General features: G+C 64.5%; 15 protein-coding genes. 4 read left to right on the top strand and 11 right to left on the bottom strand.

The genetic code is table 11. The features are described from left to right. Positions 1 to 61 precede the first annotated feature (61 nt). The 3 genes from QQM37_RS03585 to ffh form a co-directional block, all read right to left on the bottom strand. On the bottom strand, positions 62 to 562 hold the full coding sequence (locus QQM37_RS03585; protein ID WP_285725073.1) for a GNAT family N-acetyltransferase: 501 nt from the start codon (positions 560 to 562) through the stop codon (positions 62 to 64). Between the two features lie 71 nt (positions 563 to 633). Beyond that, positions 634 to 1,362 carry an alpha/beta fold hydrolase gene (locus QQM37_RS03590; protein ID WP_285725075.1) on the bottom strand — a complete coding sequence of 243 codons (729 nt, stop codon included), beginning with the start codon at positions 1,360 to 1,362 and terminating at the stop codon, positions 634 to 636. Between the two features lie 4 nt (positions 1,363 to 1,366). Next, positions 1,367 to 2,959, bottom strand: a complete 1,593-nt coding sequence (gene ffh / locus QQM37_RS03595; RefSeq protein WP_285725077.1) for a signal recognition particle protein — start codon at positions 2,957 to 2,959, stop codon at positions 1,367 to 1,369. 107 nt (positions 2,960 to 3,066) lie between these two features. On the opposite strand from ffh, the gene QQM37_RS03600 reads away from it, so the two are divergent. Next, complete coding sequence (locus tag QQM37_RS03600; RefSeq protein ID WP_285725079.1) at positions 3,067 to 4,482, top strand: glucose-6-phosphate dehydrogenase; 1,416 nt, start codon at positions 3,067 to 3,069, stop codon at positions 4,480 to 4,482. 119 nt (positions 4,483 to 4,601) lie between these two features. Here QQM37_RS03600 and QQM37_RS03605 read toward each other — a convergent pair whose 3' ends face one another. The 5 genes from QQM37_RS03605 to QQM37_RS03625 form a co-directional block, all read right to left on the bottom strand. Next, positions 4,602 to 4,940 carry a P-II family nitrogen regulator gene (locus tag QQM37_RS03605; RefSeq protein ID WP_285725081.1) on the bottom strand — a complete coding sequence of 113 codons (339 nt, stop codon included), beginning with the start codon at positions 4,938 to 4,940 and terminating at the stop codon, positions 4,602 to 4,604. Further along, complete coding sequence (locus QQM37_RS03610) at positions 4,937 to 6,316, bottom strand: ammonium transporter (RefSeq protein ID WP_285725083.1); 1,380 nt, start codon at positions 6,314 to 6,316, stop codon at positions 4,937 to 4,939. Before QQM37_RS03610 ends, QQM37_RS03605 begins: the two co-directional genes overlap by 4 nt. 254 nt (positions 6,317 to 6,570) lie before the next feature. Continuing rightward, positions 6,571 to 7,782: a signal recognition particle-docking protein FtsY gene (ftsY, locus tag QQM37_RS03615; protein ID WP_285725085.1), complete on the bottom strand. Its 1,212-nt coding sequence runs from the start codon at positions 7,780 to 7,782 to the stop codon at positions 6,571 to 6,573. Positions 7,783 to 7,836: 54 nt separating this feature from the next. Continuing rightward, entirely contained in the window at positions 7,837 to 11,559 is a 3,723-nt protein-coding gene (gene smc, locus QQM37_RS03620; RefSeq protein WP_285725088.1) for a chromosome segregation protein SMC, read from the bottom strand. 93 nt (positions 11,560 to 11,652) lie between these two features. Beyond that, on the bottom strand, positions 11,653 to 11,964 hold the full coding sequence (locus tag QQM37_RS03625) for a hypothetical protein (protein ID WP_285725090.1): 312 nt from the start codon (positions 11,962 to 11,964) through the stop codon (positions 11,653 to 11,655). Positions 11,965 to 12,011: 47 nt separating this feature from the next. Here QQM37_RS03625 and QQM37_RS03630 point away from each other — a divergent pair, with 47 nt between their 5' ends. Then, a complete protein-coding gene (locus tag QQM37_RS03630) occupies positions 12,012 to 12,308 on the top strand; it encodes a hypothetical protein (RefSeq protein WP_285725092.1) in 297 nt (98 codons plus the stop codon). 54 nt (positions 12,309 to 12,362) lie between these two features. Here QQM37_RS03630 and QQM37_RS03635 read toward each other — a convergent pair whose 3' ends face one another. Next, positions 12,363 to 12,722 (bottom strand): DoxX family protein, encoded by a 360-nt coding sequence (locus tag QQM37_RS03635; RefSeq protein ID WP_285725094.1) that lies wholly within the window; start codon positions 12,720 to 12,722, stop codon positions 12,363 to 12,365. Between the two features lie 16 nt (positions 12,723 to 12,738). Continuing rightward, entirely contained in the window at positions 12,739 to 13,335 is a 597-nt protein-coding gene (locus QQM37_RS03640) for a TetR/AcrR family transcriptional regulator (protein WP_285725096.1), read from the bottom strand. 181 nt (positions 13,336 to 13,516) lie between these two features. Between QQM37_RS03640 and QQM37_RS03645 the strand changes: the two genes are divergently transcribed. Then, entirely contained in the window at positions 13,517 to 14,182 is a 666-nt protein-coding gene (locus QQM37_RS03645) for an aspartate/glutamate racemase family protein (protein ID WP_285725098.1), read from the top strand. Positions 14,183 to 14,247: 65 nt separating this feature from the next. Here QQM37_RS03645 and QQM37_RS03650 read toward each other — a convergent pair whose 3' ends face one another. Then, positions 14,248 to 15,048, bottom strand: coding sequence for a hypothetical protein (locus tag QQM37_RS03650; RefSeq protein WP_285725100.1), 801 nt, complete (start codon positions 15,046 to 15,048; stop codon positions 14,248 to 14,250). Between the two features lie 137 nt (positions 15,049 to 15,185). Here QQM37_RS03650 and QQM37_RS03655 point away from each other — a divergent pair, with 137 nt between their 5' ends. After that, positions 15,186 to 16,322, top strand: coding sequence for a hypothetical protein (locus QQM37_RS03655; protein WP_285725102.1), 1,137 nt, complete (start codon positions 15,186 to 15,188; stop codon positions 16,320 to 16,322).

The following is a 16,322-nucleotide window of genomic DNA, read 5'->3' on the forward strand; positions in this document are numbered from 1 at the left end:
GATCGAAAGCACTGGAAGCACTCAGAACCATTGTTGCGGCACCGCGCCGCTCGACTCCACCCTAACGTTCCCCACGGTCGATGACGGCACACCGCATCACGACCCGGGCGCCCAGGGCGTCGAGTCCGAGGGCCGCCTCCCGTGCGCGAAGAGCAATCAGCCCCGGCGACTGCGGTATTTCCGCCACAAAACCACACCGGGCATAGAACGGCGCATTGAAAGGCACCTCGCTGAAGGTGCACAGCGTCATCGTTCGGTATCCCTGCTGCTGCGCCCAGTGCTGCGCTGCCGACACCAGGCTCCGGCCGATCCCCCGACGGCCATGTTCCGGAGGCACCGACAACTGTTCAAGGTGCGACTGGTCGTCCACCTCATCAAGTCTCGCAAAGCCACAGATCTTGCCCGATTCCTCAGCCACCAGCACCATGATGGCCTCACGGTAATCCTGCACCGAGGAGGCGGTGGGAAGCCCGGGCATGTTCAGCACCGCATCCGCGGCAGTCTCAATCTCCGGCAACAGCGCATAGTCCTGCGGTGTGGCGGGGCGAATCCTGAGCTCCATCCAGGCAGCCTATCCGGTGGTATGCGGCAGCTGCGGGCGCATCACGCCGGACCCGCCATCAACCAGAAACGTCAGCGGGAGAGAAACTCACGAATCGCCGTCTGCCCGGCCGCGGTGTCCTGCGGCCGGTGTCCGCCACCCACCACCCTATGCTCCGCTCCGGTGCTGACCAGATAGTCCGCCACTTCCTCGTACATCGGCTCCCAGCCACCGGTGAGCACCAGAGTGGGCACACCCGGCACAATCGACAGCGGGGCTTCCCAGGGTGGACTCTGCAACCGCAGCCGGTGCGCGGATCGCAGCTCCTCCGCAGACGAGGAATCCAGCGGGCGCGCGTCACGACCGTAGACCAGGCGGCCGAATTCCCGGTGGAACTGTTCATCGCTGAGATCCGCACGGCGATCAAACACCGGCTGCAGAAGCTGAATATGAGCGGCTGTGGCTGGCAGATCCTGCGTGAGCGAGAGGCAGGCAGGCTCACACAGAATGAGCGACTGCACCAGATCCGGACGCTGCAAAGCGGCCATCATGGCGGCAACGGCGCCTTGTGAATGGGCTACCACCTGCCCACCTGCAAAGCCGCCGGCCTGCAGATGGTCGATCACCATCCGCGCATCGGCCTCAAAGTCAGTGGCAACCGGCTCCGCCACCGGGTCAAAGCCTGTGCGGCGCAGGAAGAGCGTATCGAAGCGACCCGCGAGCGTGTGCTGCGCGGGCCAGGCCGCAGCACCGAAGGCACCGGAACCATGGACCAGAACGACGCGTCGACGCTCGGCAGTACCGTGAGAGCGTAACGGCAAGGATTTACTTCCCGAGGAACTTGTCAAAACCCTTGGGGAGGTTGAACGCCGAGGGATCAAGATCCCCCTCCGGCATACCGAACGAGTTCCCCGCTGCGGCGTTGGCCGACTGGGTGCTGGCCCGGTTGGCGGCGCGCTCCTGTGCCTCGCGCAATTCCTGGGCTGCTTTGGCCGGATTGCCGGAGCGCGCCTTCTTCTTCGGCGCATTCTTGGCATTTCTGCGAGCGCCACCGAAGCCGCCCGGACCCGGCATTCCCGGCATCCCGGGAATCCCGCCACCAGCGGCCATCTTTTTCATCATCTTCTGGGCCTGACCAAAACGCTCCAGCAGGCCGTTCACTTCAGAGACGTGCACGCCGGAACCACGGGCGATGCGCGCCCGGCGCGAACCGTTGATGATCTTCGGTGCGACCCGCTCGTGAGGAGTCATCGAGCGGACGATCGCCTCCACCCGGTCAATCTCCCGTTCGTCGAACTGCTCCAGCTGCTGGCGGATGTTCTGGGCACCCGGCATCATCATGAGCATCTTCTTCATCGAGCCCATTTTGCGGATCTGCTGCATCTGGGAGAGGAAGTCCTCCAGCGTGAAGTCCTCCTGATCGGCGAACTTCTTCGCCATCCGGGCGGCTTCATCCTTATCCCAGTTGCGCTCGGCCTGCTCAATCAGGCTGAGCACATCACCCATGTCCAGGATGCGCGAGGCCATCCGGTCCGGGTGGAAGATTTCGAAATCGTCCAGCGACTCGCCCGTAGACGCGAACATCACCGGTTTGCCAGTGACCGTCGCCACGGAGAGCGCGGCACCACCGCGCGCATCGCCATCGAGCTTGGAGAGCACGATGCCGGTGAAGTTGACTCCCTCGTCGAAGGCCTGCGCGGTGGCCACGGCGTCCTGGCCGATCATCGCATCAATGACGAAAAGGACCTCGTCCGGGTTGATGGCAGCGCGGATATCCGCAGCCTGCTGCATCAGCTCCGCATCAACACCCAGACGGCCGGCCGTATCAACGATGACGACGTCATGGAGTTTGGCCCGAGCCTCGGCAACACCGGCGCGGGCTACGGCTACCGGATCCCCGGTGGCAACTTCAAATTCCGAGGAGACGCCAGGATGCGGCGCGAAGACCGGCACTCCGGCCCGCTCGCCGTTGACCTGGAGCTGAGTGACGGCGTTGGGCCGCTGCAAATCGGCCGCGACCAGCAGCGGTGAGTGGCCTTGGCCCCTCAACCATTTGGACAACTTGCCAGCCAGAGTAGTCTTACCGGCGCCCTGCAGGCCAGCGAGCATGATGACGGTCGGCGGGTTTTTCGCCAGGCGGATCCGGCGGGTCTGGCCGCCCAGGATCTCCACCAGCTCTTCATTGACGATCTTGACGATCTGCTGAGCGGGATTCAGCGCGGCGTTGACCTCGGCACCCAGTGCCCGCTCCCGCACTTTCGCGGTGAACTCGCGGACCACCGGCACGGCGACATCGGCGTCCAGCAGTGCGCGACGAATCTCCCGCACTGTGGCATCGACATCGGCTTCGGAAAGCCTGCCCTTGCCGCGCAGATTCTTGAAGGTTGCAGCAAGCCGGTCTGAAAGGGAGTTGAACACCAGAAGTTATCTTTCGCACGAGGTCTAGAACAGGGGTGTTGGATCGACTTTCAAGGATACCAAGCCTGCTCCTGCACAGAAGCCGCTCCATCTGAGATGCTGAACCAGTGAGCACCTCAATTTCCCGGGCCCATGATGCCCGGTCCATTCGAACCCTTCTGATTCTCGGCGCCTCCGGTGACCTCACCGGGCGGCTGCTCCTGCCCGGCGTGGCCCGCCTGGTGGCCTCGGGCCGGGCCGGCGATCTGACGCTGGTCGGCGCGGGAAGCGATGCCTGGACGGCCGAACAGTGGCTTCAGCGTGTCGATGAGTGTTTCAACCCGGCGCACGATGGCGCAACAAACGGTGGCGCCGAAGCGCTCGATGCCGTCCGCGCCAGCACCAGCTACCACCAGGTGGACGTCACGGCGCCCGGTGAGCTGGCAGCCCTGCTGGCCACCCTCCCCGCTCCGATTGCCGTCTATTTCGCCTTGCCTCCCGCGGTCAGCCAGGCGGCGTGCGCAGCGCTTCAGGCCTCCGACCTGCCGGAGGGAACCCGACTGGTGATGGAGAAGCCCTTCGGGTCCTCCGAGGAGTCCGCACGGGAACTTAATCGGTTGCTCGCTCAGTTGGTCCCCGAGGATCACATCCACCGGGTGGATCACTTCCTGGGCAAGTCCACGGTGTTCAATATTCTGGGTCTGCGGTTCGCCAACCGACTCTTTGAGCCGCTATGGAACTCGGAGAACGTTGAAAGCGTCGAGATCATCTTTGACGAGGATCTCGCCCTGGAGAACCGCGCACGTTACTACGACCATGCGGGCGCCCTGCGCGATATGATCCAGAGCCACCTGCTGCAGATCATGGCACTGGTGGCCATGGAGCCTCCGGCGACGCTGGGCGAACAGGATGTCCGCGACGGCATCGCCACCGCCTTGCGCGCAGCGTCCATCAATCCTGCCCGTACCCGCAGGGCGCGGTACACCGCGGGGAGCATCAACGGCAGGGAGGTCGCCGACTACACGGCGGAGCAGGGCGTTGACCCGGCCCTGGACACCGAGACGCTCGCCGAGGTGGAGGTATCCATCAACAACTGGCGCTGGGCCTCGGTACCGTTCATTCTGCGCTCCGGCAAGGCACTGGGCCGGGCGCGCAAGGAAGCCATTGTGACCTTCAAACCGGTACCTCATCTGCCCACCGGCTTCCACGGCACGGACTCACCGACGCGCCTGCACATCGGATTTGGCCCCGATACCCTCCAGTTGGACCTCGACGTCAACGGTCCCGGAGACCTCTTCACTCTCAACAAGGCCCACCTGCTTGCCAATCTCTCCGGCGACCCACTGTTACCCTACGGCGAAGTTCTGGACGGCGTCCTCAACGCTGATCCTCTGCTCTCAGTCCGTGGGGACACCGCGGAATTGTGCTGGAAACTGGTCGACCCCACGCTGGCGGCCTGGGCCAGGAACGAGGTGCCGCTGGAAAGTTACCCGGCAGGAAGCACGGGCCCGGCCGACTGGCCGAGTAGCTCCGAAAAAGACTGACGACCTCGAGCCCAGCTTTATACATCAGCAAAAAACACTGAAGGGACTGTCCGAATGGACAGTCCCTTCAGTGCGTTGCAGCCTCCCCCAGGAATTCAGCCCCTGGAGATCAGGGTAGGTCAGACGGCCGCAGTGCCCCGCTCGCCGGTGCGAACCCGCACGGCCTCGTAAACATCCACGGTCCAGACCTTGCCGTCGCCTGCGCGGCCGGTGTTGGAGCTGGAGATGATCACGTCGACGATATCGTCGACCTGCTCATCGGTGGCCAGTACCTCAATGCGAATCTTGGGCAGCAGGTCCACCACGTACTCGGCTCCCCGGTAGACCTCGGTATGTCCGCGTTGGCGGCCGTACCCATTTGCCGCGCTGACGGTCAGCCCCTGGACGCCGTAGCTCTCCAGGGCGCCGCGAACGTCATCAAGCTTTTCTGGTCGGATGATGGCAGTGATCAGTTTCATGCTTGAACCTTAGTCTCGTCGCTGATCGGTTGGGTTTCATCTGATGAGGGCACGCGGAGGATTTCTGCGTGCGGGTGGAAAGCACTGCCCACCCGGCCACCGAATTCGTAGGCCGTCTCCGCATGGATGGAGATGTCGATGCCGTTGACCTCGTGTTCCTCGGAAATCCGGAAGCCCATGGTCTTGTTGATGATCCATCCCAGGATGAACGCCACCACGAAGGAGTAGAGCAGGACGGCGAAGGAACCGATGGCCTGCTTACCCAGCAGCTCCAGGCCGCCACCGTAGAACAGGCCGGTGCCTGCGGACGGCGATCCCGGGTCCGCTGCCAGACCGATGAAGAGCGTGCCCAACAGACCACCTACCAGGTGAACGCCCACCACATCGAGTGAATCGTCGTAACCCAGCTTGTACTTCAGGCCAACAGCCAGAGCACAGACTGCGCCGGCGAGCAGGCCCAGCACGATTCCCCAGCCAGGGGTGACAGCGGCAGCTGCCGGGGTGATGGCGACCAGACCGGCAACGGCACCGGAAGCAGCACCCAGGCTGGTTGCGTGGCCATCGCGGATCTTCTCCACGAGGAGCCAGCTCAGCGTGGCTGCAGCCGGGGCACCCAGGGTGTTGATCCAGGCGTATCCGGCGGTCGCGTTGGCGGCCAGGGCGGAGCCTGCGTTGAAGCCGAACCAGCCGAACCAGAGCAGGCCGGCACCGAGCATCACGAAGGGCAGGTTGTGAGGCCGGTGGCTCGGATCCTTGCCGAAGCCCTTGCGTCGGCCCAGAACCAGGGCCAGGGCCAGGGCAGCAGCACCGGCGTTGATGTGCACGGCGGTACCGCCAGCAAAGTCGATGACGCCCAGCCCCTGACCGATCCAACCACCGATCGGGTTGCCATTGGCGTCCTTGTTGAAGTCGAAGACCCAGTGCGCCACCGGGAAGTACACCAGGGTGACCCAGACGCCCGCGAAGACCATCCACGCACCGAACTTTGCGCGATCAGCAATCGAGCCGGAGATCAGGGCGACCGTGATGACGGCGAACACCGCCTGGAAACCCACAAAAGCGATTTCCGGAATCGTTCCGGCCAGAGGAATCCCGTCACCGGAGGTGGTCAGGACGCCGTTCAGGCCGAGCTTCTCAAAAGGATTACCCAGAATACCGCTGCCGATGTCGGTGCCAAAGGCCATCGAGTACCCGAACAGGATCCAGATGACCGAGACCAGGGCGATGGCCCCGAAACTCATCATCATCATGTTCAGCACACCCTTGGCGCGGGTCATGCCGCCGTAGAAAAACGCCAGACCGGGTGTCATCAGCAACACGAGTGCGGCCGAAACCAGTACCCACGCAGTGTCCCCTGCATTCAATGCTGGACTCATGAATACGCCCCTCCTCTATTTCATCTCAGTGGTACGTCGGTGATTGCGATTGCACGACGCGTTTAACGTTGTCGAGACGATCCTCCCGGGTCCGTGTTTCCGAAGAATCGGGGTGAGGTTGCGCGCATGTTACGGGCTGGAGCCCTGAGTAAATTGCCAGTGACGGAAATGTTTCAGACAGGTTTCGTGGAACGCCAGAACCCGTCCCGATGCATCATCGGGACGGGTTCTGGGGCCCTTGATGGGGGTGCGGATTAGTTCAGAATCGCATCCACAAACTGTTCGGCGTCGAAGGGGGCCAGATCATCCGGGCCCTCGCCCAGACCGATCAGTTTGACCGGAACACCCAGCGTCTTCTGGATCGCGACCACGATGCCGCCCTTGGCCGTTCCGTCCAGCTTGGTCAGGACGATGCCGGTCAGGTTGACCACCTCGGCGAAGACTTTGGCCTGGTTGAGCCCGTTCTGGCCCGTCGTCGCGTCGAGCACCAGCAGGGCCTCGGTGACGGGAGCCTGTTTCTCGATCACGCGCTTGACCTTGCCCAGCTCGTCCATCAGACCCACTTTGTTCTGCAGACGCCCGGCGGTGTCCACCAGCACCACATCGCATTCCTGGTCAATGCCAGCCTTGACGGCCTCAAAGGCGACCGAGGCGGGGTCTGCCCCGTCGACATCGCTCTTCACCGTGGGAACACCCACCCTGGCACCCCAGGTGGCCAGTTGCTCGGCTGCCGCGGCCCGGAAGGTGTCCGCTGCACCCAGGATGACGTCTTTATCCTCCGCGACCAGCACACGAGCCAGCTTGCCCACCGTGGTGGTCTTGCCGACACCGTTGACGCCCACGACCAGGACGATCGCCGGCAGATCGGCGATTCGGTTCACGGCCAGCGAGCGGTCCATCGTCGGATCGACCAGCGCCACCAGCTCCTCGCGCAGCATGGCCTGAACCTCTTGCGGATTTCTGCTGCCCATGACCTTGACGCGTTCGCGCAGGGACTCGAGAAGTTCCAGGGTCGGCTCGGTGCCGATATCCGCCAGCAACAGGGTTTCTTCGATCTCGTCCCAGACCGCCTCATCGATGCGATCACGGGACAGCAGCGCCAGCAATCCCTTACCGAGGGCGTTGTTGGACTTCGCCAGGCGGGCGCGCAGACGCTGCAGGCGACCAGCCGGTGCCTCCGGACGCTCCAGCTGAGCGAGATCGGCTGCCGTCGGCAGTTCTTCGACAACGTCGGTCTCCACCGGCCGCGGCAGCAGATCAACGCCGGACCGTATGCCGCCATCGGCACCGTTACCATCATCGGCGCCACCGGCACTCTGCGGCGCCCCCGGCGCCGGGTCGTTGGCGTCCCGGGTTCCGGTGTAGTGGGTGCGGTTGCGGGAGGTTTTGACCAGCACGGTGGCCAGGCCACCCAGCACAGCGAGCCCGACGATGATATAGACGATGAAAAGCCACGGTTCGTTCACGTGTCCCAGCTTCTCATGGATGCGCTACCGCATCGAGGTCGCTACGCCCTCAGCTCAGGATCCTGGCTCCCCCGCGCCCACCAGTCGCTGACTGATCACCGTGGACACACCATCGCCGCGCATGGTGACCCCGTAGAGAGCATCGGCAATCTCCATGGTCCGCTTCTGGTGGGTGATCACAATCAGTTGGCTGGAGGCACGCAGTTCCTCAAAGATGGTCAGCAGACGGCCCAGGTTCGTGTCATCAAGCGCCGCCTCCACCTCGTCCATCACATAGAAGGGCGAGGGCCGTGCCTTGAAAATCGCCACCAGCAGGGCCACCGCCGTCAGCGAGCGCTCACCACCGGAGAGCAGCGAGAGACGTTTGATTTTCTTCCCGGCAGGCCGGGCCTCCACCTCCACCCCGGTGGCGAGCATATCCTCCGGATGGGTCAGGACCAGCCGTCCCTGACCACCCGGGAACAACACCTCGAAAACCCGCTCAAACTGCACCGCAGTATCCGCGTAGGCCTCACTGAATACCTTTTCCACCGTCGCATCGACGTCCCGGATGATGTCCAGCAGGTCCTTACGACTTGCTTTGAGGTCTTCCAGTTGTGTGGACAGGAACTGGTGCCGTTCCTCCAACGCCGCAAATTCCTCCAGAGCCAGCGGGTTCACCTTGCCCAGCGCGGCAAGGTCCCGTTCTGCCCTGCGTAGCCGCTTCTCCTGTTCCTGGCGAACAAAAGGAACACCCTCAACAATCTCTGTGCCGTTCTCATCAACCGGCGCGCGCAGGGCTGCCCATTTGTCGGCGTTCGCCCCGCCCTCCCCCGGGCCGGCAGGCACCAGGGTATGCGGGCCGTATTCGGCCATCAGATGATCCGGGGTGAGGCCCAGCTCTTCAATGGCGCGTCCTTCCAGCGTCTCGATCTTCAGCTGCTGGGCGGCTCGGGCCAGCTCGTCGCGGTGCACCGAATCGGTGAGCGCCTTCAGCTCATCACCCAGCACGTTTCCCCGAGTGCGGACCGCCCCCAGCTCCGCCTCGTATCTGGCCCGTTCAGCTTCTGCGGTGTCACGGTGACGCTCGGCCCGCTCCTGCGAGACGACGGCATAGGCCATGGCCTGCTCGGCAGCCTGGGCCACCGCAGCGGCTTTGGCCGTCTGAAATTTGCGGACCCGGGCCAGCTCTGCGGCCTTCGCCCGGGCCAGACGTTCCGCGGCGGCCGCTTTGCGCAGCGAGGCAGCCCGGTTGATCAGCGCGGTGTGCTGGTCCTCGGCACTGCGTAAGGCCAGCCGGGCGTCCACCTCTTCGGAGCGGGCATCGGTGGCAGCCTGTGCCAGAGCATCGCGCCGTTTCGTGTCTGGTTCAGCATCCTTCAGGTCCTCGCCCGGCTGCGACGCATCCTGGGCGGCCTGGAGCCTCCCACTGATTTCATTGAGCGCCTCATGTTCACGGACAATCTGCTCCTGAGCCACCGCAATCGCCGCCGCACTTCGCTCCCCCTCGGCCACCGCCGAGCGCAGTGCCCCACCCAGGGTCCCCAGCCGCTCCGCGACGGCCGCCATCCGGGCATCAGATTCGTGAAGTCGCTCGAGCGCAGCCTCAGCACGCTCCGCAGCCTCGGCTCGCTCCGTCTCTGCGCGGGCAAGAGCAAAGGCCTTCCGCTCCAGTTCGGCGCTGAGCCCGGCCAGGCGCTGCTCGGCGTCTTCCACTGCGGCCAGAACTTCCAGTGACGACGGTGCGGCCATGGACCCACCCCGCGCCCGATGCCGCCCCAGCACGTCTCCTTCGCGGGTCACCACGAGCAGCGGTTCACTGGCGAGTCCGGCGGCACCCGGGCCAGTGGCAGATAGACCAGTGCTGCCGCGCTCCAGCACCGACTGGGCGACGTCCAGATCAGGAACCAGAATTACCGGTGCCAGGAAGGATCGCACCATGGCCCACAGATCGGGCTCGCCCTCCCGGGCTTCCACCTCCTCGATCGCGTCGAGTGCGATCTGTGACCCAGGAACGGTGTCCGCCAGCTCGCGGTGATGGGCCAGCAGCGCGGTCGTCGGTGCATCGACCGCCACCGGGTCCAGATCCGTTCCGGCGATAACCAGCTCCAGCTGGCCGGCATCGTCCGCCTTCGCCCAGTCGAGCGCCTCTGCCGCGGTCCGCGCATCGTCCACCAGGATCGCCTCCGCGAGCGGCCCGAGGGCAGCGGCGATTGCGCGCTCATGCCCTGCCCGGATGCTGAGCCGGCCCAGTAGCTTCCCCCGGACACCGGCGCGACCGGCAGAGAGCAGCCCTTCACTGCCGTCGCGACTCTCCAGCGTCAGGCGGAGTGCATCCCGACGGGCCTGCAGTGACTCCCGGGCCCTTTCGACCTCGCCTCGTTCCTGCTGAAGAGCCTCTAGCCGTTCCTCCGCTGCCACCAGGAGCAGATGCGCCTCTTCGTAGTCAGCATCGAGAGACTCTTCGCCCTCTTCGACATCGGCAATCTGGCCTTCCAGGGCGTCATATTCCTGTTGGGCGTGCAGCCTGCGACTGGCCGCTGCACTCTCCCGTTCCCGCAGGCGCCCGAGCTCTGCCTCCGCGGCCTCGGCCCGGGAGCGCGCCGCGGCGACCTTTCCGGCAAGCCGGGCCAACCCTTCCCGCCGGTCGGCCATGGCGCGCAGTAGTGCGGTCAACCGCTGCTCCTCTGCACGGGCCGCCCCTTCAGCCTCGGCCCGATGCGCCGAGGCAGCCTCCAGACTGAGCCGACAGGCCCCAACCTCGGTCTCCTGGGCCTGGGCCTCAGCCTCCACGGCCTCGGCTTGCCGGCTCAGCTGTTCGGGATCACGATCCTGCGGTGCTGCACTCACTGACCCGAGCAGACGACGACGTTCTGCGGCCAGGGCTGCCAGCGAGCGGAACTTCTCCCGCTGTGTGGAGAGTTGATACCAGGTTTCCCTGGCCTGTGACAGCACCGGGTTGAGCGCATCTGCGGCCTGTTCCAGCTGCGCCTGGCGCTCCCGCACGGCATCCAGCTCGCGTTCGACCTCGGCGCGACGGGCCTTGAGAGCGGCCTCATCTGCCACATCCTGGGCTGCACCCTCTTGCAGTGTCAGCAGGTCGTCGGCCAGAAGCCGGGCCCGCGCATCGCGCACGGCGAACTGGACGCTCTGCGCGCGCCGGGCCACTTCCGCCTGGCGCCCCAGAGGGGTGAGCTGACGGCGAATCTCCGCGGTGAGATCACTCAGCCGGGTCAGATTGCCCTGCATCGCCTCGAGCTTGCGCAGGGTCTTTTCTTTCCTGCGGCGATGCTTGAGGATCCCGGCGGCCTCCTCGATGAAACCCCGGCGGTCCTCGGCCGTGGCGTGGAGCACCCGGTCCAGCTGCCCCTGGCCGACGATGACGTGCATTTCGCGGCCCAGGCCGGAGTCGGAGAGCAGCTCCTGGATGTCCAGCAGGCGGCAGGCGTCGCCATTGATGGCGTATTCGCTGCCACCGGTGCGGAACAGGGTGCGCGAGATGGTGACCTCTGAGTAGTCAATCGGCAGGGCGCCATCGGCATTGTCAATGGTCAGGGTGACCTGAGCACGGCCCAGCGGCGGCCGATCCGCGGTCCCGGCGAAAATGACGTCTTCCATTTTGCCGCCGCGCAGAGTTTTGGCGCCCTGTTCTCCCATCACCCAGGCGAGCGCGTCCACCACATTGGACTTTCCGGAACCATTAGGCCCAACGACGGCGGTGACGCCGGGTTCGAAGTCGAAGGTCGTCGCCGAGGCAAAGGACTTGAAGCCCCGCACGGTGAGACTCTTCAGATGCACTGGCTGCTACTTTCCTGGGATTTTCCGCGGGAACGGGTGATCTACCCAATTTACTGCCAGTGCGCGTGAATGACAGGAGGCGGGCCGCCGCCCCTATTCAGAGGCCTGTTCAGACGCCGTCGGCGCCCGGGGACTGCGCCACCAGCTGACCGTCGACGAAGGCATAGACCGGTTGCGGTCGGAAGCCCGCGAACAGAACAGCCGGTGCTTCTCGATCCGCACCCGATGACGTTCAACGTGGCCAACGTCGAACTCCCAGGCCTTGACCGTGCTCAAGGAGAACATCCGGACGGTGTCGACCACGCTTTGCCCATCGATCGTAATGGTGAGCCGCCCCCAGAACTGATCCCAGGAGAAGGACACGAGATGCTGTTCCTGGGCGCCGACGGGGAAAGTGAGAATCATGGAGATATTGTAGGTGACTTCGGGAAGATACCCCACAGGAGGACCAAATGCCGAAAAAAGAGATGCGCAGGGGCATGAAGGTTGCGCTGTGGTGCCTGTTGGGAAGTTGGGCCGGGTGGATCACCTGTTCGATCGTCGCGCTCGAGGGAGCTGCGGGTGGATGGCCGCCGTATGCGGGAGCCTTCGATGTCGTCCTGATGGCGATCACCGGCGACAGCACCATCACCTGGGCGCTGTGGGGGTGCCGGGTCCTCGGACTCGCCATGATCGGCATCGTCCTTGGGCTAGTCATCTGGTACGTATTCATCCGTAGGCCGGAGGAAGCCGCCGCAACGCCATCCTGAAGCGGAAGGGGACAGACTGCACGGCGCGGATCCCGTCCGCCTGCTCCCTTCAATTCAATCCACGAACGAGAGAACAAGCACCGCGACCGACAGCGCCAGCATTCCACAGCAGTTGAGCCAGAACGCGCGCCCTGTGAAGCGGGCACGGATGTGTGCGGCGGCAGCAGCCAGAAAGTAGACGATCACACCGGTAGTGGTGGCCAGGGCGATTCCGGGAATCCAGATGCCGACAATGAGGCCGACCACCGCAAGGGTTTTGATGACGATGAGGCTCCACCACCACTCACGGGGAAAGCCGACGCCATCGAGGCACTCACGGATGAACTTCGGTGGGCGCACAGACGTAGTCGCGTCGATGAACAGGACGAGCGCGAGACTCACTGATGGCCACCACAGATCAGGGGTCAGAGGCACACTAATCACTCCTTGGTCACTCCTTGCAGGTGCAGATCGCTGTAAAGGTGGTGCGGAGGCTGGCAGTGAGTTCGGACGGATCCGCCGGGCCACGCGCCGACCAGGTGAAGAGTGTGCCGACATACGCGAAATACAAAGCGCTCGCTGTGGCTGGCGCGTCACCCTCCGAGGTACATCCGTGCAGGGTCACCGCCGCACGAAACTCCTCGACGAGCTGGGCCGCGAGATCGGCGAACAACAACGACGTGTGAGTCCCGGATACGAGGATTGAGGCGTAGGACCGGGCCAGCTCGGGACTCTCCGTGAACAGCGCGACGAATGGTTGCGTCAGACTGGTCAGACGGTCAACGCAGGTGTGTCCGTCAACCGCTGTTGATGAGACCTTGGTACCGCGGCGCTGGGCGTGCTCCGCCGCAATCATGGTGTCAAAAACCCGGATCAGCAGGGTGTTCTTGTCCCCAACCGCCATCACGCTACCGGTGCTGACGTTGCTGGCCTCAGCGATGTCCCGCACCGTTGTCTCGGCGAAGCCGCGTTGGTCAAACAGCTGGCCCGCGGCGGCGATGACCCGCTGCTGGGTCGCGTGTTTGAGTTGCTCGCGGGCCGTAACCATCGCCTTCTCCTCGCCGTGGAAATCGATTCACTGAACGGGTTCACTGAACATGTTCAGACTAACACGGGAGGACGGATCGTGCGCCGGAATGATTCGGACCCGGTCTCGCGCACAGCGAGCGCCCGCCCCTCTCATCTCACACCTCGGCCCGCAGGGCTCAACGGGCAGGGATAATGAACCGATGACCCGCCTTGGCTTTCTGCATACCTCGCCCGTTCACGTCGCCACTTTTGATGCCCTGCTTGCCACCGCGCATCCTGATTCACCAGCACTGCACCTAATCGATGAGAGCCTGCTCGCAGACGCGCAGACCAGCGGTCCGGAGGCCGTGGCCGGAAGGGTCGCCGAACAGCTGAAATCCCTCCACCAGCAAGGTGCGGATCTAGTGTGTTGCACCTGCTCCACGATCGGCGATGTCGCCGAGCGGGCTGACCTCAACTTCCCCGTGATCCGCGTGGACCGACCCATGGCCGTCGCCGCCGTGGCGGTGTCTATCAGTCCGCGCATCGGCGTCGTCGCAGCCCTGAACTCCACCCTGGAGCCAACGCGTGCATTGCTGGCCGAGGTCGCCGCAGAGGCGAAGCGCGATGTCGAGATCAGCCTCGTGACGGCCAGTGGCGCCTGGGCGCAGTTCGAGAGTGGCGATCTGAACGGCTACCACGCCAGCATCGAGCATGCGGCACGGACCCTGGCCGACTCGGTGGACGTCATCGTCCTCGCCCAGGCGAGCATGGCTGGTGCCGAACGACGACTGACCGACCTCACCATTCCGGTGCTGAGTTCACCGCGCGTGGCGATCGATTTCCTCACCCGATCCCTCCACCAATCCCTCCAGTCGGAGGCGTGATTTCGACTGGAGGGATTGAGAGGCCGCGCTGGCAACAAGTCTGATGAGTGCCGGGGAATTCAGGCTCAGAGCGGGCCGCAGATATCCAGAAATGGCTGGATGACCGTCGAGTAGGCGTCGATATCCGCGATGCGCCGGAGGTCATCCAGCTGAGCGCTCCCGATCACCGACCGCTGAGCAATGCTCATCCCCATCGAGAACAGTGGCTCGGTGTCGATCTGCGGAGAGGTTGAGGCCAGCTCCCCCAGGTGACTCAGACAGGAATGGATCTGCTGCCCGAGTTTCAGCGCCATTGGGGTAGCAGCCGCCACCCGAGCATCGGCAAGCCCCCAGGCTTCACCCTCCGCGCGCACGCGGTCGAGGATCTGTGCCGCCTCCTCAGCGGTGAGCAGGGAGAGTCGCCAACGCACTGCGGCGTCGGTCGGATCGGCAGCAACACCCTGAAATCTCTTCACGAGATCTGCGAGCGGCGGAACAGGGTACCGGTGACGCAGCTCCCTGCTCCGGCGGTCACGCTCCACCCAGAGGGCTGCCGTCGCGGGGTCCGGGATCGGGATTCGGTAGCCGTAGGGCGGCTCCACCAAGTAAGGCGTCGTTGGATCATCCAGATCGATCAATCCCGGCACCGGGGAGCCCGCTACGAGACCCAGGAAACGGGATAGAGGTCTTGCCCTGCTGCGAATCCAGGTGGGCTGCCGCGGGCCACCGATCATCTCCACCTCGACCTGCCAGCGGGACTGCGCCAGTCTGAGGCCGTCCGAGAGAAACTCAGGTTGCAGCGGGTGAATCAGCACATGTTCCGGGTGCGCCAGCTCAGGGATGCCCTGGTCGCTGCTGAGTCTCGGCGCCCTGTTCCACAGCCTCATTGCTCCGCCCCTTCCTGGTCATATCTGGCAGTGCAGCGATTATCGCTTTCTCGTCAACACTTTATCCGCGGAGGCATCGGCACGGATCGGTGCCGCCAAATGGAATGAGGAAAACCGTCTATGCGTAAAGTGGAGCAATGTCTGCCTCTGAACGGTCCCGGCGAGGCACCTCGCCCCGGACATCGAAGAAACCCTATAGCGGCGGCGGTTATTGGACGGTGCAGATCGGTTTCTCCGCGCTAATCGCCCTGGCGTGCCTCACTGGCGGCATCTACATCTTGGTCGAGGCCTCCCGTCCGGGAACCACCACCTCGGCCAGCATCGGGGACGGCGCCATGATGCTCGTCATCGGCGTCGCGTTCCTCTTGTTGCTGGTGTGGCTGCTGGTGACCCTGGCCTCATCATCGCACGAGCAGCGCGCTGTCTATGCCTGGGCGATCATGCAGGACTACGCCAGTCGCCACCCCGGTGTGCGGGTCATGCGACCAACCCTCACGGTGTCCGACGACGTGGCCTCCCTGCAGGTTGCGGAACAGGCCCGGTCCGGGTCACTGAGCCTGGAGGATGTGCTCCGGTTGCAGGCGCTGCGGCCCGAGGTTCCTTACCCTGGCAATCTCGCGGCTCTTCGGCAAAGGAACGCCGAGCAGGAAGCTGCGCTACTTAGTGCCGAAAAGCGCGAGCAACGTCGCCTGTGGTGGACCGCCGACGATAACCAGGCCACGGCGCTGCTGCATTCGGTGGGGCTTGACGGTCCGGGGCCGGAACGGGTTGTCCGGCGGATCGGCACGGCGACCGGGTGGGCAGCTGTTGCCTGCTTTCTCCTGTGGGTGGCAACGCGGCAGGACGTGTTCGGCATCGGGACGATGCTGGCACTCGGCGGCCTTTGGTGCCTCCTTCGCCTGATCAGCGGCATCCTGCGGGACGCCAGGACACGCACGGGCAGGTCACTGATCAGTCAATGGAGCGCCGATGCCGGCCGGGTACAGCGAGGGCTCCCGGCTCCGTTCAACAACCTGGTGCGTACTCCGTTGGGCGGCTGGTGGATGAGGTTGCTGACGCCGGCAACCGTGATCGGGCTCTTCTTCCTGATCGGCGCAGCTGCGAATATCGGCGCGGCGGACTCCTCGGACCAGCGGGACTTCTTCATCGGGTTCGCCGCGATGGCCGCCGTGCTTCTGTTTGCCGCCATCGCACTGCGGTTCGTCGCTTCCCGCAGGAGCGCCCGGGCGCATGAGCTGCTCGTTAAGTACCAAGGGCCGCGGGCTGGGTCATAG

The sequence above is a fragment of the Psychromicrobium xiongbiense genome (assembly GCF_030271165.1).
In the GTDB taxonomy this organism is placed as follows: Bacteria; Actinomycetota; Actinomycetes; order Actinomycetales; family Micrococcaceae; genus Renibacterium; species Renibacterium xiongbiense.